15 protein-coding genes are annotated in these 18435 nt (G+C 54.0%); 7 read left to right on the top strand and 8 right to left on the bottom strand.

The features are described 5' to 3' along the window. Positions 1-55 precede the first annotated feature (55 nt). The 3 genes from MK110_05210 (at position 56) to MK110_05200 (ending at position 2080) form a co-directional block, all read left to right on the top strand. Complete coding sequence (locus tag MK110_05210) at positions 56-931, top strand: purine-nucleoside phosphorylase (GenBank protein ID MCH2210677.1); 876 nt, start codon at positions 56-58, stop codon at positions 929-931. A gap of 391 nt (positions 932-1322) precedes the next feature. After that, the gene (locus tag MK110_05205; protein MCH2210676.1) at positions 1323-1625 is read left to right on the top strand and encodes a non-heme iron oxygenase ferredoxin subunit; all 303 of its coding nucleotides are present in this window, start codon (positions 1323-1325) and stop codon (positions 1623-1625) included. Between the two features lie 65 nt (positions 1626-1690). Beyond that, positions 1691-2080 (top strand): metal-sulfur cluster assembly factor, encoded by a 390-nt coding sequence (locus MK110_05200; GenBank protein MCH2210675.1) that lies wholly within the window; start codon positions 1691-1693, stop codon positions 2078-2080. Between the two features lie 32 nt (positions 2081-2112). On the opposite strand, the gene MK110_05195 is transcribed toward MK110_05200, so the two are convergent. The 3 genes from MK110_05195 to MK110_05185 all read right to left on the bottom strand — a co-directional run bounded on the left by MK110_05195 (position 2113) and on the right by MK110_05185 (position 6719). After that, entirely contained in the window at positions 2113-3354 is a 1242-nt protein-coding gene (locus MK110_05195) for a GspE/PulE family protein (GenBank protein MCH2210674.1), read from the bottom strand. Positions 3355-3456: 102 nt separating this feature from the next. Next, complete coding sequence (locus MK110_05190; GenBank protein MCH2210673.1) at positions 3457-4191, bottom strand: hypothetical protein; 735 nt, start codon at positions 4189-4191, stop codon at positions 3457-3459. Positions 4192-4454: 263 nt separating this feature from the next. Further along, a complete protein-coding gene (locus MK110_05185; GenBank protein ID MCH2210672.1) occupies positions 4455-6719 on the bottom strand; it encodes a hypothetical protein in 2265 nt (754 codons plus the stop codon). Between the two features lie 318 nt (positions 6720-7037). Here MK110_05185 and MK110_05180 point away from each other — a divergent pair, with 318 nt between their 5' ends. Then, complete coding sequence (locus tag MK110_05180) at positions 7038-7928, top strand: signal peptidase (protein MCH2210671.1); 891 nt, start codon at positions 7038-7040, stop codon at positions 7926-7928. 84 nt (positions 7929-8012) lie between these two features. Continuing rightward, entirely contained in the window at positions 8013-8414 is a 402-nt protein-coding gene (locus MK110_05175) for a hypothetical protein (protein MCH2210670.1), read from the top strand. Positions 8415-8556: 142 nt separating this feature from the next. On the opposite strand, the gene MK110_05170 is transcribed toward MK110_05175, so the two are convergent. Further along, positions 8557-9615, bottom strand: coding sequence for a hypothetical protein (locus MK110_05170; protein MCH2210669.1), 1059 nt, complete (start codon positions 9613-9615; stop codon positions 8557-8559). A gap of 617 nt (positions 9616-10232) precedes the next feature. On the opposite strand from MK110_05170, the gene MK110_05165 reads away from it, so the two are divergent. Both MK110_05165 and MK110_05160 read left to right on the top strand, forming a co-directional pair. After that, the gene (locus tag MK110_05165) at positions 10233-10598 is read left to right on the top strand and encodes a hypothetical protein (GenBank protein ID MCH2210668.1); all 366 of its coding nucleotides are present in this window, start codon (positions 10233-10235) and stop codon (positions 10596-10598) included. Next, positions 10595-12565 carry a hypothetical protein gene (locus MK110_05160; GenBank protein ID MCH2210667.1) on the top strand — a complete coding sequence of 657 codons (1971 nt, stop codon included), beginning with the start codon at positions 10595-10597 and terminating at the stop codon, positions 12563-12565. Before MK110_05165 ends, MK110_05160 begins: the two co-directional genes overlap by 4 nt. 18 nt (positions 12566-12583) lie before the next feature. On the opposite strand, the gene MK110_05155 is transcribed toward MK110_05160, so the two are convergent. From MK110_05155 to MK110_05140, 4 genes are all read right to left on the bottom strand, one after another. Beyond that, a complete protein-coding gene (locus tag MK110_05155) occupies positions 12584-13408 on the bottom strand; it encodes a hypothetical protein (protein MCH2210666.1) in 825 nt (274 codons plus the stop codon). A 546-nt stretch (positions 13409-13954) separates the two neighbouring features. Beyond that, entirely contained in the window at positions 13955-15694 is a 1740-nt protein-coding gene (locus MK110_05150) for an Nramp family divalent metal transporter (GenBank protein MCH2210665.1), read from the bottom strand. A 327-nt stretch (positions 15695-16021) separates the two neighbouring features. After that, entirely contained in the window at positions 16022-17683 is a 1662-nt protein-coding gene (locus tag MK110_05145; protein ID MCH2210664.1) for a hypothetical protein, read from the bottom strand. Positions 17684-17770: 87 nt separating this feature from the next. Continuing rightward, positions 17771-18220: a YkgJ family cysteine cluster protein gene (locus tag MK110_05140; GenBank protein MCH2210663.1), complete on the bottom strand. Its 450-nt coding sequence runs from the start codon at positions 18218-18220 to the stop codon at positions 17771-17773. Positions 18221-18435 lie beyond the last annotated feature (215 nt).

The following is an 18435-nucleotide window of genomic DNA, read 5'->3' as shown; positions in this document are numbered from 1 at the left end:
TCCCGTACGCTCATGCTCCGGCGTTCCCCGCTGATTCCTGCAGATTTCTTCAACCATGTCAAAGCTGAAATCCCCGACCGACAGTGTTTCACGGGTGCGCACGGCTGCCGACATGGTGAGTGCCATGTGGGCTCGTGCCGGTATCCATGACTCTCCACTGGTGGCCGTGATTCTTGGGTCCGGCCTCGGCGGGGTGGCCGACCGGGCACTGCGCAGCGGCGCCACCGCTGTGGCTTATGAAGACGTTCCCGGGATGCCGGTGTCCGCAGTCGCGGGACACGCGGGGCGTATTGTCGCCGGAGGCCGGTCGTTCAGGCGTTGTGTATTTCTGCAGGGGCGATCGCACTTTTATGAAGGCTGGTCACTTTTTGATGTGACGTTTTCGGTATCTCTGTTGGCTGAACTGGGAGTTCGAACCCTGATCCTGACCAATGCGGCCGGGGCAATCAGTCCGTTTCTGCGGCCTGGTGACCTGATGACCATTGTCGATCATCTGAGTTTGATTGACATGAGCCCGCTGAAGATTCAGGCGACCTGCCCAGGTGTCTTCCAGGCCGGTGAGCCTGTGTGGAGTCACCGATTGCGGAAGATCGCGCATCAAATCGAAACGGAATTGCCGATTCATACCGGCTGCTACGCCATGATGCCCGGTCCTAACTATGAAACACCGGCGGAAGTCAGGATGCTGACCATGCTGGGAGCTGATGCGGTGGGGATGAGTACGGTGCCGGAAGCCATCATGGCAAGGCAGCTGGGAATGGAAATTTTGGGAATATCGTGCATCACAAATCCGGCAGCCGGACGTGCCGGAGTTCCGCTGGATCATCAGGACATCAGCCTGATTGCTGCCCGTGTTGAAAACAGGTTGATCGACTGGCTCAAACGGTTACTGACTGTCATTGACGACCCGCCTGAGAAGAACGGTCATTAGAAGGACATGGTATTTACTTGAAAACTGTCACGAATTTACCTGGCGAGCAGGGGGCGTCTGGTGTTCATTTTCGGTTGAGTATCTTGCTCGCGTGCTGAATCTCCGGGAAACCAATGGCATGCTTCGGCTGCTGCTGCAGACCAAAACCGTCCGTATTGCGCTGAGTTTCCATGTCGGAACACGTTAAATCGACTGCGAGAAATGTTATAGTGCTCACGCAGGCTGGTCGCCGAAATGATTTTCTGACCAGTGGACATTATGAGCAGATCCGGACCGGACGTCGGGGTGTTTGCGGACATGTAACTGCCCGTTTTCCTTTTTTTGTGTTCTGCCTCGTCCTCGCGGTTTGAGTTCGCCACATCAATTCTTTTTTAGATTACCAGTGCACATCATGGAACAGGTTGCCACGACCGGGGAACTGCAGCCGGGAGAACGTCGATCCGTTTTTGTCGACGATCTTCCGGCGTTGCTGATTCGAATTGACGATGATTATTTTGTAATCGAAGATGTTTGTTCACACGACGGTCAGCCGATCACGGAGGGGAATGTTGATGGTTGTTCTATTCAATGTCCGCGGCATGGAGCGAAATTCGACTTGAAAACCGGCGCTGCCCTTTGTATGCCGGCAACCAGCGGAATTCGTACGTTCCATGTGGAAGTTCGGGAAGACGGTGTTTGGGCCGGTCCTGGCTAAATGCCTGTTGTTTTTGGGAACATCCACCAGACCTCTACAACCCCAGTATGCTCGGATTGATTCGCATGTCAGACGATGCCGTGAGCCCCGACGAGTCCATCGACAAAAAGAATGAAGCAGTAGCCGCTGCCCAGACTGCTTCCTCGACAGAAACCGACTGGCTGGACGCCTTGCGTCAGGTGATTGATCCGGAATTGATGGTCAATATTGTGGACTTGGGGCTGATCTATTCGGTGGCAGCCGATGAAGATGAAGACGTGACACAGGGGGTTGCCGTCGAAATGACCCTGACCAGTCCGGCCTGTCCTGCCGGGCCGCAACTTGTCCAGCAGGCCAAAATGGCACTGGAGCGGCTGCACGACATTGATGTGGCAAAAATCAGTCTGACAATGTCACCGCCATGGACTCCGGAGCGGATGACAGACGATGCCCGTGACCAGTTGGGAATCTTTTAGTCGCTGTTACGCACTGGCTGAAATTCCGGACGTTACAGCAGAGATTTGTCGATCATCATGCGATGCAGTTCGGACAGCGACGTCGTATGATCGAGCACACGACGGCGTGCAGACTCTTCGAGTGAGATCATTCCGTCTTCCAGTGCGGCATCTGCGATTTCATAGGATGCTGCATCTTTGTGGATAGCTTCTTTCAAGTGCCGTCCGACCATCATCGTCTCAAAAATTGCCGTGCGGCCATTGTATCCGGTCTGGAAGTTACATGGCGCCGGGACACCTTCGGCGATTTTGGTGGTTGAGTCGTCGTCGGGCAGGTTCAGTACCCGGCGAGCCGCTTCATCGGGCGCAATCTCTCGTCGAGAAGTTTCACAGAGGCGATGAATAAGCCGCTGTGAAATCACGGCACGTAACGAGTCTGCGATCACCATTGAGGGGATTCCAAACTGACGCAGGACATCCACTGCGGATGCGGTATCGTTTGCATGCAGGGTCGACATGACCAGCACCCCGGTGGTAGCTGCCCGGCTGGCAATTTTCGCGGTTTCTGCGTCACGGATTTCACCAATGCACATGATATTTGGGTCCTGACGCAGAACTCCTCGCAATGCCACAGGGAACGTCAGGCCGGATTTGTTATCCACCTGAATCTGGCTGGAACCGGTAAGCCTTCGTTCCACCGGATCCTCGATGGTCACGATGCTCTTTTCGGGACGGTTAAGGGAAGAGACAAAATTGTACAGAGTCGTAGTTTTTCCTGCACCCACCGGTCCCACAACCAGAACAAGTCCGTAAGGGGTCTTGAGCAGACGCTCAATCTGCTCCAGCTGATCTTCGTACATTCCAAGACTGTCCAGTGTCGTCAACTGAGTCGGATCCGGCATCAGTCGCATGACAATCCGTTCACCATAAATGGTGGACATCGTTCCGACACGAACATCACGGTCGACGCCGTCCAGGTGAGTAGACGAAATACGTCCGTCCTGCGGAAGGCGACGTTCGGTTATGTCCATGTTGGACAGAACTTTGATTCGTGAAATGATGTTTGTGGCTTTTGCTGCCGGAACCGGACAAATGTCCTGCAGAAATCCGTCGATCCGGAACCGAATCCGCATCCCATTTGCGACCGAATCCAGATGGATGTCTGTGGCACCGTAGGAATGTGCTCGCTGAAGCAGCATATCTGCAATCGCACCGGGTTCCACGACGCCCAGCAATTCGATCAGTTCCGCTGACAGCGCTGCATTGTCGGGTCGTCCGGAAGTGGTAGATGACATAGTCACTGTACCTTTTACTTAGGCTCCAGGGGAGAACACGCTGACGGGGAAATGCGGCCATTCGGGGCGGATGGTAAAGCACTTCCCGGCGCCCAGCACAAATCAATTGTCTTCAGAATCAGTATCGGGTGCTTCGATGTCAGCCTCGATGACACCGTCATCATTGTCGTCATCATTATCCGGTTCCGGCTTGTTGCCGCGGACGGTCAGTTCACCAGTTTTATCCAGGATGGATGATTCGCTGCTGACGGCGTCGTCCGAAGTCTCTGATTCATCAGCTTCTTCAGAGCCTTCGTTGTTAATATTGCCATATCCAATCGGCGACAACCCGGCTTCATCATTCTGACCGCCACCTGAATTAGCAAAGTACATCGCAGCAGCACCAACTGCGACGCCGACCAGCAGCATCACGACTGCGATAGCCCACGAAGAACGGCTGCCTCCGGACGAGGGTCCCTGCTTGTGTCTCTGTTCGAGCTTGGCTGCTCCAATCTCAGTGGAAGCATCGTCAAGACTGTGTACCACGGAGAAAACTTTGAACAGTCCGGCAGACCGCAGTACTTCTTTGACGACATCACTGGGTGCCGCAACAACTAGTTGACGCTTGGAGTGATGATCTGTGGACTTCCACATTCGCAGCATCGATGCGACCAGATCACTCTGAATCAACTCCATCGGAGTCAGGTCAACGATTACATTACCCGTATCAGCTGCCCGAAGTTTTTCGGAGATCTCAGCTGCTCCGCTTTCAACGTCGCCCCACGACATATCAAGCAGAGTCGACTCAAACCGGACGATGCAGTAACCACGACGGTTATCGAAAGAGAATCCACTCATGTCAGCACAACCCCGGCATTGTGACGCAGAACTTACGGTCCGAAGTTGGTGTATTCTCACACCACTGGAATCGTAGAAAATGAGCCGTGAGCATGCTATCGACATGCGGTTGTGTTCCGCGGGATTTTATTTCCGTTTTTTCGTGCGGGTTACCTGCTTTCAGGGTGTTCGTGCGTTGTGGGTGAGTGGGTGGACTGCGGGTAATTCATTCGTCCGGAAGCGAAACGTTCAGTTGATTCGGTCTGAATCATTTGTGCTGATAATTACTGAGGAACCAGAATACGATTTCCGTTATTTTTGAGCACTCGTTCCCATCGACGCACGGAGTCGTTGCGCTGACCGGAGGGGCTGTCCGGGTGATAGCCATAAATCTTTCCTGTGAGATCAGTTAGAGTCATGTATGCCAGTTGTCGGATGGGTGCCCGGTCATGTCGCAGCATGGCAACCAGCCAGAGACTGGTTTCTTCCTGTTGTGCATCATCCCGCGTGACTCCTTCGAACAGTCGCATAAAATGTCCCAGATCCCGCATGGGTAGTCTGTTTTCAAGTGCTCGCATGACGGCTTGCCGACCGGGCAGCGTCTGAATTGCCGCGTTACGCAATCCATCAATCGTTTCAATGCGAACCTGTTCTTCATCAGTCTGCAGCAGAACCTGGGCAAGAATGTCTACCTCACGGGATACCGAAAGCACGGAAGCGGCGAACCTGGCCTGCAGCGGATTCCTGACTTCACAAAGCTGCTGTGCATTCTGAATCACTGACTCAGAATGTTTCAGATCAGCCGCGAATTTTGATTTGGCCTGTTCAATTTCGATGACGGCAGGTTCTCCGGCGGTAAACACCCAGTCAGGGACCGTATCCAGCCGGGTCCGGTCGCTGAGCTGAACTCCCTGCACACTTCCTGATACTGTTGCCCACCGGATCGCTTGTCCTTTGTCAACGTTGATGTCTTCGATCCCGTCGGCTTTGACCACCATGCTGCCTCCGGCGAGGTACAGGACCACAGATGCGTCCCCGGTGAGCGGAAGTTGTTCGGTTTTGTTTTCAAGGTCATCCTGGGTATCTGCGGGAACCGGTGGATTTTCCCCGTTGCCGGGAACCAGGAGATCGTTTGGATCAGGCCGGGATAATTCCGGGGAAACGGGCGGGGTCGGAATAACCAGAATCCCCAATCGCAGGTCGTCATCGGCCAGGGAACAGTTCACCGACGTTCCTCCGGCAACGAGTTTCAGTACCGCAGCATCCTCATCGATATTCCACTGTTCGGGAAGCACAATGCAACGGCCGTCATACAGATGAAGTTCCGGCCACACACCGTCCTGAAACTGTGCCAGACAGGGGGAAACCAAGGTGGCTGTCCAGCCGGCACTGACGGGGCTGATCTGTGCCGTGAATGGATTCGGCAGGGCCAAAATGCGATCTGTAACAAGATCGTGCCAGTCCGAACCATTGGCCTGAAGCGCCGCAGCTCTCATCCAGTCATTGCCGTCCTGTGAACGGGAAAGCAGCATTTCACCGGGATCATCCAACAGAAACTCGAATTTCCGAGGCACAGGCGGGGTGGCTGTCTCATTGTCGTCAGCCTCAGCTGATCTTTCGCTGTCAGGGCCGTCTGGTGATCCGGTATCTGCAATCTCTGTGTGGTTCGGCAATTGATCGGGGGACAAGGCCGGTCGAGTTTCCACCGGGTGGCTGTCTTCCCTGTTGTTTTCGTTGGCGATGACTTGGGAATCTGCACCAGGAATGTCTGTCATTATTCCTGCCGGATTCTCAGACCCGGCGGGTGGGACCTGGTTTTCCTGGTTCGCGATTTCCGGGTCCGAACTGGTGTCTTCTGCCGGAAACTGTTGTGATTTTGCCCCAACCGCTTCCTCAGCGTCCGAGGGTTGTTTATTTTCCGGTTCCCGATTGTTTGCCGGCAGCGAATTCATATCCGATGAAGCGAGATTCGAACTGGATTCCATAAACAGCTTGTCCGTCAGCAACAGTGCCAGCCAGCCGACCAGCAGGACAGCCAGAATCAGTGCCGGTGAACGTGGCGAAAATGGCCGCTGGGGCGCGAGCGGTTTCCACACTTCCTGCTGTGGTTCTGAATCTTTTTGTTGACCGGCCTTCTCATGTTCGTGATCAGTGGTCTCAGTTTTTTTCCGGCGATGAGGATTCTGATTGTGCAGCCGTTCTCTGAGACGCGGGGCCAGATCGACCGGGTCCCCCAACAGTCCGATAACCTCATGAGACGCAGCGACTTCTGCCAGCGAGAAATCCGACGACAGAACTTCCTTTTCGATCAGTGAGACCAGTTCCGGAGTGAGTTGGTCATCAAGGTATTCGGCGATCAAATTCGGATCGATCAACTTGACTCGGCGTCCCGGTGCTGTGAGCCGGCGTTGACGCATGACTGTTCGAATTCGATCCGCAAGATCCTGAGCGAAAGCGCTGTCGTTTAGTTTTCTTCCAATTTCGCGGGCATTGGCAGATGACAATCGGTCATCCAGATAGGCCAGCAGTGTTCGCAGTGTTAGTCGCATGGAAATGGATTCCTATGTTCCTCTCAGCGGGTATACCGAATACCGGGTGCCGGACGAACGAAAAGTGATGATCTTCCGCAATCGCAAATTCCGAAAGAGTCGGACCGGCCGACTCGTACAACCGAGCACATCCGAACTGGGACGTTCCGCAGTCAAAATCAGTCTTTGCAGGAGTATCTGTGACAATTTGTTTCGGATTTCGTGCAGAAAAATCTCAAAAACAGATTCGATTCCACCGACTTCTCATTTCCGCTTTGTATGTCCTATACTGGGGGGCTGAGCTGCGGTGTCATTCGGTCCGGTAATAAGGGGGACGATATGTCAGAGACGAATCAGCCGGATGACTTCTCCCGCGTGGTGGTGCGCTACGGGGCGATGAGGATTCTAAGGGAATTCACGACGCGGCCGCGGGATACCGTAAGACGTGGTGACGCGGTCATCATCCGAACAGATCGAGGAGTCGAATGGGGGACCGTATTGAGTCAGTCCTCCTCGAGGACTCGGGAGTGGCTGGGTGAAAACGGAAGAATCGGTCGGATTCTGCGATCTGCTACAGACGAGGACAGACGCTCACGGGATGAAGTCGCAGAACGGGAAAAACAATACTTCGTCGATGCTGAACGAATCATCAATCACCGCAAACTGCAAATGAAACTGGTTGATGTGGAGCAGATCTTCGGTGGTGAGCGAATCGTATTTTTCTACCTGGCCGAGAAGCGGATTGACTTTCGGGAGTTGGTGCGGGAGCTGGCCGGCGAGTTTAACGCTCGGATCGAAATGAGGCAGATGGGGGTTCGCGACGAAGCGCGACTGCTTGCCGATTACGGAGACTGCGGAAAACCGGTGTGCTGCAATACGCATCTGGATGAGATGCCTCCGGTCTCCATGAAAATGGCCAAGCTTCAAAAGGCCACACTCGATCCGGCCAAGATTTCCGGACGCTGCGGAAGACTGAAGTGCTGCCTGCGCTACGAATATGAAACTTATGAGGAAAACCGTCGCGAAATGCCGTCGGTTGGATCAACTGTCGTTACCAAACAGGGACAGGGACGTGTTGTGTCCCTGGAACTTTTATCTCGCCAGTTGCTGGTGAGTTATGATGACGGGCGGCGACTCCTTACTGGTCAGGACGATATTGTCACCGTCGTTTCAAAGCAAAATCATGAAAACAAACGAAGGTCCGACTCAGATCCTGATCAAAATCTGTGACAGACCCTTCAGTCAGCGCTGCTTCGACCTTATGATGGGTAACAGCATCCGATCTTTCCGACAGCCCGTTATCGAGCGCGTCCCATGACTGTTCTTCGCGGCCAAAGCCGTCGTTCAGCTTATCATGTTAATGCGTACCAGTTTGTGTTTGCCGCTCTGCAGTATGCTCAGGAAAAACTGGGGCGCGATCGGGGGACCCCACAGGCCGGACACATTTCGGGCGAGGAACTGCTGGACGGTGTTCGTGAAATGGCGCTGCGCCACTTCGGTTTAATGGCAAAAACAGTTCTTGCGGCCTGGGGAATCACGACCACAGAGGATTTTGGGCGAATCGTGTTTGAACTCATTGAATCCGGCCGCATGCGCAAGACGGAAGATGATCGGCTGGAGGATTTTGTTGACGTCTACGATTTTGGTGAGGCGTTTGAAAACGAATACGAAATCGATACGTCGGTGGCGTTTCGTGATCATCCGGCGCGTATTTAATTTGCGTTTGCGGATGGTCGGGCTGTCTTGTTCTGCTGATTTGGTACTGGTGTCACTCCGTACTGACTGATGCAGCCGTAGGGAATGCCTGTCCGTCCGTCCTGTATTTCGGTGACGGTCCGGGACCCCGTTTTGTATTGGTTCAGCCTGCTGGTTGCAGCGAAGAACGGATCTGAAGGGCAATTCCAGGGTTGGTCATGGCAGCCGTTGCCAGATGGCACGCACTGGCACCGGAGCTCAGATATCGCTGAACGTCGGCTGCCGAACTGATTCCTCCAACACCAATCAGCTCCATATCGGAACGACGTTCCACCACGAGCTGATGGAACATGGCTACCTGATCCACAGACGCATCCAGAATTGCCTGTCCACAGATACCTCGACGTTGTCCGTCGAACAGCAAATGCGAACCGTCGCGTACTTGGGTGGCGACACTGTTAGTCATGGCAATGGCTGACGTTGAGGTTCTTAGCGCATCAAGCAGATCTGCCGCCGCCGCGTGAGACGGGACATGGCCGATTTTGACGATATAGGGCGTCTGACCGATCGCAGACCGGACACAATCTGCTACCTGCTGTGCTGCATCCGGATTCTGGTACAGCTGTCCGTCCCTGGTTGAAACATTCGGACAGGAGAAATTGGTTTCAACGATATCTGCACCGCTTTCAACTGCCCACCTGGCGCACAGTGCGTAGTCTTCAGCTATGTCGTCAATGGTCCAGCCCTCCTGCACGGTTGCTACTACGGAGACCGACAGCAGTTTTCCTGGTGGCAGGGCAGTCCGAGTTGCCTGCACATCTTTCCGCCACACGTCAGGTTCCATGGACGGCATGCCGTAGGACACAGCCCAGCTTCCGTTCATGGTTGAAGACGCCGGCAGCTCTGTGATGTGCTCGGAGACCTGGTCGCATTTCACCGGCTGCAGGTTGGGCATCACATAACACTCGCGAGCCCGGCTGCGGACAGTTTTGTAGGTGACCACATCGAACCCGAGACTGGCATAATACAGGCACCAGCGACCATTCAATAACGGACCGGCAGGAATACCAAGCGGTGAATCCACGGGCAGTCCGCAGAGCGACCATTTTCCCTGGACTGCCGGTACCTCCAAAGACACAGGCGATGGTGCTCTTTCATAATTCCATTCGTAGGATTGATGCCGGTCGTATCCTGGCAGTTCAGCTGACGAACATATTTCCATCACTCGATTCCTGACGTGAGTGGCAATAACAGGGAGTTGGAGTTGTGGTTCAGCAGCGTCTCATTTAGTCCGAGAACCAGCCTGAACGCCGGATCGGTCCTCACTGATGCTGTACTCTGCTGCACAGGAGGCCGCGAATGGATTCCATCTGCCGAACAGTAACCAGTTTTGGTTGGTGCTCAGCAGACGGTAATTATATCACTGAAAGACCCCGGACGTACAGGAGGATGAACAGTTGCCCATTGATGTTAATAAGGAGCCTGACTGTCGGCCGTTCGAGTTTCTGCGCCGCTGAGCTGATTTTCGGTTTCAGTGAAGTAAAAGTTCGTTAACCAGACATGGGGGGTGTCAGACGGTAGCCGCTGAGGTGTCACGGGGACCGATGCTGAAGATCCGTGGTGGTTCCGGGAATGCAGAGCGCGGTGTCTTCTCAACAGAACAACCGGAAACGGGCATATACGGTTTGTTCCGACTGATGATCTGATACAACATCCGCAACTATTGAACTGCCTGGCGTATGGCCGCAGCAGGAACATCCGAAATTATTTTTTTTCGGAGTTCCTGCCACACGGCGGTCGACGGATGTTTTTTGTTTCACCGGCATCACGAGGTCTCGGATGAGTTCCCAGGACGTCACGCCCGTTTCCACAGACACAACCACTGGTCTGCAACCGACCCGTGTCTTTCTCAACTCGCGGCGCGAGGCGATGGTGATTTTCGCCGTTTGGTTTGTCGCGCTGTGCTGGTCAGTCCCTTACTGTTACATCAATGGTTATGGCCGGCAGGTCAGCGTGGAAACGTTAAATACAACACTGGGGATTCCCAGCTGGCTGTTTGGCGGCATCCTGCTGCCGTGGATCGTGGCTGACGTGATCACTGCCTGGATCTGCTTTTTTTTCATGAAGGATGACGATTTGGGCGCAGCCGGTGATGAAGACGGGCTGGCAACTGATGCTGTGCAGACCGCGGGAGGTGCCGCATGAACGGAATCCGGCAACTGATAACTCTGGGACAGGCCGATTCAGGCCAGGCGGTCTTATGGACGTTTCTGGTCTACATTGTTGGTGTGTTTGTCATTGCGGGCCTGTCAAACCGCTTACTCAAAGGTCGAAGCTTTTTGAGCGAATACTTCCTGGGCAGTCGTGGTCTGGGGGTGTGGGCGTTCGCACTGACGCTTGCGGCGACGAGTTCCTCCGGCGGCAGCTTCATGGGGTTTCCCAGTAAGATCTACACGCACGGCTGGAGTCTCGGCCTGTGGATCGGCAGTTACATGGTGGTGCCGATCTGCGTGATGGGGCTGCTGGGCAAACGGATCAATGAGGTGGCGCGAACGGCCGGGGCGATCACGATTCCCGATATCCTTCGTGACAGGTTTCGTAGTGTGTCGTTCGGGCTGATTTCAGTCTCACTGATCGTGTTTTTTATGACGTTTAATCTGATTGCTCAGTTTAAGGGTGGCAGCACTATCCTCAAAACCCTGCTGGGACCGATTGACGCTTTTACTTCAGCAGCAGCCAGCCTGCCCGACTGGATTGGTAATCTTAGTTCTCAGGGCAATGAATACCTCTTGTGCCTGGTTGTCTTTGGCGTCGCGGTGATTGTGTACACCACTTACGGTGGTTTTCACGCGGTGGTCTGGACCGATGTGATGCAGGGGGTGGTGATGGTGATTGGCGTGGTAATCATGTTACCGCTGGCGATCAACCAGGCCGGAAATATTGCCCAAACCGTTGATGGGGCGGGACTGGAACAGGTCACTCATCGCATGGTCAGAATGGTTCCCCCCCGAAGAGGGACTGGAATCATCAGAGCGATCGGGGACAACGCTGACGTGACAGTCCCGTCGGGATCATGGATCTTCACCGGACAGAATGACGGGGAGCGGTTGTTCAAGATCAAAGACCGATTCGATCTCACCAACAGTGAGCCGGAAGCGACGAATGTGGAAATCTGGGAAATCGTTTCAGCGGACGATATCGAACAGGTTCGGCGGCGACTTGAATCGGGACGCGAGCGCAGCAACGTCACAGATCGGGTCACTCTGGAGATCAGCGAGATCAACGACTACGCCTATGGTGCCAAACCGGAACAGGCGGGATCGTACGTCACCGGACCGGGACCGCACCGCCTGAAATCAGATGGATTTTTGCCGCTGAGTCTGGCGATTTCGTTCTTCTTCATGTGGGCCATTTCCGGGACCGGACAACCCAGCAATATGGTCCGCCTGATGGCCTTTAAAGATACCGTCACCCTGAGACGGTCGATCTTCACTGTTGCTGTGTATTACTCCGCCATTTATTTCCCCCTGGTGATCATCTTCTGCTGTGCTCGTGTGCTGATGCCCGGCATGGAATCAGAACCGGATCGGATTATGCCTCAGATGGCGATTGAACTGACCACGAATATCGGAATGGGCTGGCTGGCCGGGCTGCTGATTGCGGCTCCGTTTGCCGCCGTGATGTCCACCGTTGACAGCTTTTTGCTGATGATCTCCTCCGCGCTGGTTCGCGACATCTACCAGCGGAACATCAATCCCGGGGTACAGGAAAAGAAAATCAAGACCTTTAGTTACGTGATCACCCTGGTGGCGGGCCTGGGGGCGCTGTTTGGAGCGATGAATCCACCTGAATTTCTGCAGGACATTATCGTGTATACCGGCAGTGGTTTGGCGGCCTGTTTTCTGGCAGCGGTTGTCTATGCTCTGTACTGGCCGCGTGCGAATGCTCAGGGATGTATCGCAGCCATGCTCTCCGGATTTGGTTCTCACCTGTCGATGTATCTGATCGGCTTTCTGCAGGGCAACGGATTTTCTGCCTACCGACTGTTCGACATGGATCCCATCATTATTGGGCTGACGACTTCCTTTTTGGTGGGGTATGGGGTGACTCTGCTGACTCCGCCGCCACCACGGGACCTGGTCGAAAAGTACTTCTACCAACCGGTACCGTAAGTCAGCCCGGGGCTGCGGTCATTCGTTACCGCCCGGGACGACCACCAGCCCCTGCTCCGAATCGGGTCGTGCCAGATGCAGCGAACCCAGGCAGCGCTGCTCTGTTGTGCGAAGCCCTTTTGCGACCAGAACATGGTCGTTGTGGACACCCACGATTCCCAGTGATGCATCAAACTCGTAGCGTCCCTGCATCCGGAAACCGGAATCGGTTTTCAACAGGATTTTCGGTGTGCCGTAGCAGCCAAACCACCAGCTGCCGTGGTGAAATGTGGCCGTCTGTATTCCCAGTTCTGTCCAGCCACTCCTGATGACGTGTTTCCGTTTAAAGTGAAACTGTGAGTCATACCGGTAGACGTAATTTTGCTCAACCCCGTCCGGGAGGCCTCCCACGACATAAAATTCACCCTGCATGGCACCAATGCCGCCGGCACCATGGAACACTTCCGGTGTCCGGTGTTTTGCCGTTTCCTGCAGGGTGTCCGCGTCGTAAACGTAGACCCATGAATCAGCGTTACCGTCCGGATCATTGAATCGTCCCAGATTTACGGCGGCATACAGTTTGCCTTTATGAAAACAAAGATCGCCGTGATGATTTGCCACCGGCAGACTCTTCCTGACTGTGCCATTGCGATCTGTTTTGACCAGGACTGTTGTGAACGACCAGTAAATGGAATCGCGTTGATTGGTACAGACTCCCTGCAGATGATGTTGATAGTCGCCTTCACATTTCACACCGCCAAACCTCGTCTGCTCACCTGCAGTCGTATCGGGTACAGATCGAACTGCCGGAATCGCTGAAAGACCGGCAGTCAGTGTCAGGCTCATTATCATTGCGGGCAGCATGGTCAACTCGTTGAGGGATTGAGTACAGAAAGAGTTTACACAGGATCGTGGTGCGGCCACTCGACAGCCACAGAAGAAATCTGTATGAGAAAAGTTTCACTTGGTTGCAGTAATGACGTTGCAGTGGTTTTGGTAACAGAATGGTTTTGACGACAGAGAACGGTTAATTCTCTATCCATGAACTGAGGTGATTTCGAAATTGAGATTTCTGAGGTATTGTGAACACCAGCGCCAGCAGTACGGGCACGTTGGTAAATTTCGAACATGGACAAACCAACGAGTAGGTTCCGTAACAGCATCCGGGTGCTGCAGTAAATCGCGATCGTCTGATCCGGTTGCCGGAGATCACGAAGCTTTCTGCCTGCCGATCGGATCCGATGTGTCCGGTCGCGAGCCGCATCGTCCACCGGCCAAACCGGATGGGCTCACAAAAAGCGTGGTCTCTATTACCGGGGGCATGTTGTAAACCTGTCGGGGACTCAGGAACAGTAGCTCCACGAAATACAATCGTTAAACGATCGATCGATTCTGCAGAGAGCGAATACGTTACTTCAGGAGACCGGTCGTCTGTGCGATAGCGAAAGTTCCCAGCATCATGTAGTAAGCTCCTGCCACTGACAGGGCCGTGCGAACGAACCAGCCGGGGCGCAGCGGCTTCGGCAGCAGCGTGACATTGATCACCAGTGTGTGCCAGCAACTGAAGCCAAGGGCAATGTTAAAGAACATTGTTGCGTAGGTAATTAAGTCTCCCGGATTGAGCGACAGCATGACGCAACCGAAAACCGCATAGCCCAGCAAAACTTTGAAATACACGACTTTGATATGTCGCGCATCCATTGCCCTCAGGCGTTTACTGCTGGTCCAGAACACGTCGACCCAGCGTCGAATAATTCCGTCTGCCGATGTGGACATTGTCGGGGCCAGTACCAGAAAGCCGCAGAGAATAGTCATAAACCAGCAGAAGCTGCCCAGGCCGGCACCGGACTGATTTGTGACGGTCTCCTGTACGCCCTCGGCGGTCATGACCGCCATTGTCCAGTTACTGCCGGCCTGTGTGCCACGATCCAAAAAATCAATGGACAGCATCGCAGGAAGTGCCAGGCCCACAAAGCAGGCAGGAAGCCACACAACCAGTTGATCGCGGCACACGTGTTTGTACCACTTCCGCCATCGCGGCATCGACTCCTCGGAAATTTCGAAAACACATCCTACGTGTGACAGCGAAATATCATGACCACCAATTGCGCTGGGAATGGCTCCGACATGATGTCCCATTCCCCAGCCCTGATCTCGCGTATAGTTACTGGTTGGAGTATTGGAAAGTCCCCCGGATCCCGCGATTGCAGCGAGGGCCGCGATAAATCCGACCATGGTAAAGTCAATATCAGGCATCCCTCTGCCGTTGATGACCGACACAAAGATGTTTGCCACATTGACACCATCCCGTTTACCGTCACCGTCGACGTCTTCATAATCCGTGATCTTCCCTGATTCATCACGCGATTTGACCGGTTCGATTACATCCAGTCTGCCGTCGAGATCAAAATCTTCTCCCGAGTCGAGGACGCCGTTGCCGTTGGTATCCTCACCGGCCTCTACCGGAACGCTGCCAAATTTGACGAATCCGACGGCAATTTCGGCCCATGTTCCGCGATTCGAATAACCGAATGCCAGAAACAACAGGAAGCTGAACACGACGATCAGTTTGAAGGTCATGACGGCCTTCAGTGAACGGTAGATTTTTCCGCCAAACAGCAGCGGAATCAGCGCTCCAATAAAAATCAGGTAGCCGAGTCCCTTCATCAGCCAGAAATCGGAATCGACGTGTTCGGGATCCGGTACGATTCCCCCCTTAAGCAACGTTGCCACCGGTGTCGCCGCGTTGGCGGCCAGGTACGGAAAAACAGATCCAAAGTCGAAGAATAGATAGGCAAAAACCCAGAATTTTGGGCCGGGCATGGTTCGGAACTTTCCGGTGAAAATCGGTTCACCGGTATACAGCGTATAGCGGCTGATTTCGATGTTGTAGATCACCTGTCCCAGAATGCTGAGCGTTGCCAGCCACAACAGCGAACCACCATACAGGGCTGTGACCTTGGGCCCGACAAGCCATTCGCCCCCACCGATTGCCGCACCACCAAGGATCAGGCCCGGGCCCAGCAGGGCGAACCAATTCTTTTTTGTGAACACCGGGGCATCGATCAGTTCATTCGAAGTCCATTGAGGCATTTCCTTTGAACCGGGCCAGGGAATGTCCGTTGCTGACGAGGTTGTGTTGTCGGTCATGTAAAACTCACTTTCCTGATTGGTGTTGCTGGACAATACCCGGAATCCAATCGGGATGAAACCTGTCGATGAATTCAGCGCACGAATACATGAGTGGTTGAGTTGTCCCGTCGCAGATTCTGCCTACCTCTTTTCAGCTGCAAGTGAGCAGGAACCAGTCCGGAGCAGTCTGGCTGACGGGAGGCATTGAGGAACAATCTGTTCCTCATCGGCGGGGCTGAAACTGTGTGCCCGTGCGGGAAAGCTGACCGGATACCATTGTCGCTGTTCGCCGAACAACCAGTGTGAGCACAGCAGTCGATCCGGGAACAGCGAAACGAACGCTGTCTATCTTTGAATCCGGCATTGTGGCAGCAGTCCGTCCAGTTGCCGGATTCCGTCATTTGTGAAATCCGTGTCAGTGACGTTGAGTTGTCGCAGAGATTTCAGCAGACCAAGAACGGCAATGGAACTGTCGGAAATATTTGTCTTGTTGAGCCAAAGACTCTGAAGGTCCGTCATCTGTGACAGATACTTCAGCCCCGCGTCGGTGACCTGTGTTTCGCCAAGGTGCAGGCCCGTCAGTCCAGTCAGTTTTCGCAGGTGTTTGACGCCGTCGTTCGTCACCATGTTACCGCGCAGGCCCAGATGCAAAAGCTGATTCATATCGGTCAAATGAGCCAGACCGGCATCTGTGACCTTCGTTTCTCCGACTGGCAGATGCCGGAGATTTCTGAGTTTGCTGATTTGCTTCAGACCGTCATTTCCGATTTGAGTCCGATACAGATTAAGCCATTCCAGTGACTGCAGACAGTTCAGATGAGACAGACCGCTGTCACCCACTGTTGTTTCCTCCAGTGAAAGATCCGTCATGTGCACAAAATCTGACAGACATTGCAGATCTTTGTTCCGGACTGCGGTGCGGTTTGCATTGACTTCGATGACATGATTGCCCTGAAAGAAAACAGTAGCGTCAAGTCGTTTGAGTTGCCGGATTCGTTCTTCCCGGGTTCGCGGGGTCCCGGTGGTAAGAGTTGCCGCCCATTGCTCGAATTCCTCCAGGCAGTCTTCGGCACTGACGAATTTCTTCCAGACCAGGCGACCCCGAAAACCGTACTCTTTTCCGGATTCAGCCCTGTTGATGATATACTGAAAATCCCATGCAGGGCGTGGATGTTTTGGCAGTTTGAACTTGTAGAGACTGAACCGAATCTGGTCCTGTTCAGTGTGCAGACGATCAAACATCAGGATCAGAGTCATTCCGTGTGCCGCACGTCCGTAGTAGAAAGGTTTGGCAATTCGGGGCCAGTCGTACGACCACGTATTTAGTCGGAACCGTACATCGTGGTCGTATTCCAGTGCTTCGGCAGTGAGGGCCCGATAGTTCCCGCCACCATTCCAGTCAGGGTGTTCGTCGGGGGCATCTGCGGTAATCCAGTCTTCCGGTCCGGCGTGTGATTTGTGTCCGCGAAAATGCAGCGAGATGTCCTGCACATCGTTCATGTAGTTCGCGAAAAAGAACAGTACATATCCTCGTCGGCCAAACGCTGAAGCATCCTGGGGCGTGCATCGAAACTCAAAATCGATGTAATGCGGTTTCCTGACCGTATACTTCAGAGTACTTGCAACCTTCCACGGACTGTCTTCGGCGCGTCGTGTCAGTACAACGGATTTTCCGTCCGGCAGCATCTGCAGCGTGTACGGTCCGTGACGCGGTGTGAATTTGTTGTTTGGATTCTGATGTCCTGAGATAATGTGCTCGAAATTCAGTCCGGCGGAAGCTCCATGTGTATCCGGATCATACGCATCGTAATCGGCCGGGGGGATTTGATTGAACAGCGCATCGATGCCGCTCAGTACGGAAGGCGACTTTGAGTTGTCACGGAAGTCAATCGTGAGGTCGCCGTGCTCCACACGCAACGCTGAAGGTCGTATTTCTTCCTGCGCCGGGCCGGAAGTAACTGCCACAAGTACGGCAGCAAACCACGTTGTTCCTGATAAGGCGTTCATTCGTGAATTCGATCAGGCGAAGAGGGTCACAAACGATATCGGGGTCTCTTGTCGCGTCAGAGCACTGCAATGGCCCCTTACAGAGAACTAGATGTCGACCCTGCGGGCACGTTCTTCGATTTCTTCGAGACTAAAAAACTGGCCGGTGCCGGCCCCGGGACACGAATCGCAGACTTCATTCCATTTGCGACGGGATTCAATATTCGAATTCCAGAACGGCCAGGTTCGGCACTGTCCGGGACGCACAGGATACACCTTGCATTTTCGCTCCCGGGAATCGAAAAAGGTGCAATCGCCGTTCTGGTATTCGGTGAGGGACACGCGTCCCCGGACAGGACGCGTGTGAAACAGACGGATTTCTCCAATCGGTCTGTCCAGATAGTCGGCGATAGCCTGCAGTTCCTCTTCGTTAACCCACACGACCCCTGGATCGCCTGTGCAGCAGTCTCCACACTGCGAGCAGGTAAATTGAAGGCCGTCACTGTACCATGGGGCCGAGTCTGACGTCTTGCCGGACTGTGTGTCGGGATCTGTCATTTGTGCCGACTCGATCTGATCGTCTTCAAAATACAGGAATTGATGCGAATCATATCACCCGTTCGGACACAATGCGCGGGGGCGTCCTGCCTGTCACCGAAATAGAATGTTTACGGCCGTCTGCAAAAATCGTTGCGGGAGTCGACTCAGCCGGCGGATCGTTTGCCGGTTACCGACATTTCCGTTCCGATGATGACTCAGTATCGTGTGCAGGA

Source organism: Fuerstiella sp., assembly GCA_022447225.1.
In the GTDB taxonomy this organism is placed as follows: Bacteria; Planctomycetota; Planctomycetia; order Planctomycetales; family Planctomycetaceae; genus S139-18.
The sequence above is the reverse complement of the archived record's forward strand: the minus strand, read 5'-3'. Positions and strand labels throughout refer to the sequence as shown.

Excerpts from the sequence above, each read along its gene's own strand:
- MK110_05210 (MCH2210677.1), top strand. The coding sequence starts at position 56 with ATGTCAAAGCTGAAATCCCCGACCGACAGTGTTTCACGGGTGCGCACG.
- MK110_05205 (MCH2210676.1), top strand. The coding sequence starts at position 1,323 with ATGGAACAGGTTGCCACGACCGGGGAACTGCAGCCGGGAGAACGTCGA.
- MK110_05200 (MCH2210675.1), top strand. The coding sequence starts at position 1,691 with ATGTCAGACGATGCCGTGAGCCCCGACGAGTCCATCGACAAAAAGAAT.
- MK110_05195 (MCH2210674.1), bottom strand. The coding sequence starts at position 3,354 with ATGTCATCTACCACTTCCGGACGACCCGACAATGCAGCGCTGTCAGCG.
- MK110_05190 (MCH2210673.1), bottom strand. The coding sequence starts at position 4,191 with ATGAGTGGATTCTCTTTCGATAACCGTCGTGGTTACTGCATCGTCCGG.
- MK110_05185 (MCH2210672.1), bottom strand. The coding sequence starts at position 6,719 with ATGCGACTAACACTGCGAACACTGCTGGCCTATCTGGATGACCGATTG.
- MK110_05180 (MCH2210671.1), top strand. The coding sequence starts at position 7,038 with ATGTCAGAGACGAATCAGCCGGATGACTTCTCCCGCGTGGTGGTGCGC.
- MK110_05175 (MCH2210670.1), top strand. The coding sequence starts at position 8,013 with ATGACTGTTCTTCGCGGCCAAAGCCGTCGTTCAGCTTATCATGTTAAT.
- MK110_05170 (MCH2210669.1), bottom strand. The coding sequence starts at position 9,615 with ATGGAAATATGTTCGTCAGCTGAACTGCCAGGATACGACCGGCATCAA.
- MK110_05165 (MCH2210668.1), top strand. The coding sequence starts at position 10,233 with ATGAGTTCCCAGGACGTCACGCCCGTTTCCACAGACACAACCACTGGT.
- MK110_05160 (MCH2210667.1), top strand. The coding sequence starts at position 10,595 with ATGAACGGAATCCGGCAACTGATAACTCTGGGACAGGCCGATTCAGGC.
- MK110_05155 (MCH2210666.1), bottom strand. The coding sequence starts at position 13,408 with ATGCTGCCCGCAATGATAATGAGCCTGACACTGACTGCCGGTCTTTCA.
- MK110_05150 (MCH2210665.1), bottom strand. The coding sequence starts at position 15,694 with ATGACCGACAACACAACCTCGTCAGCAACGGACATTCCCTGGCCCGGT.
- MK110_05145 (MCH2210664.1), bottom strand. The coding sequence starts at position 17,683 with ATGAACGCCTTATCAGGAACAACGTGGTTTGCTGCCGTACTTGTGGCA.
- MK110_05140 (MCH2210663.1), bottom strand. The coding sequence starts at position 18,220 with ATGACAGATCCCGACACACAGTCCGGCAAGACGTCAGACTCGGCCCCA.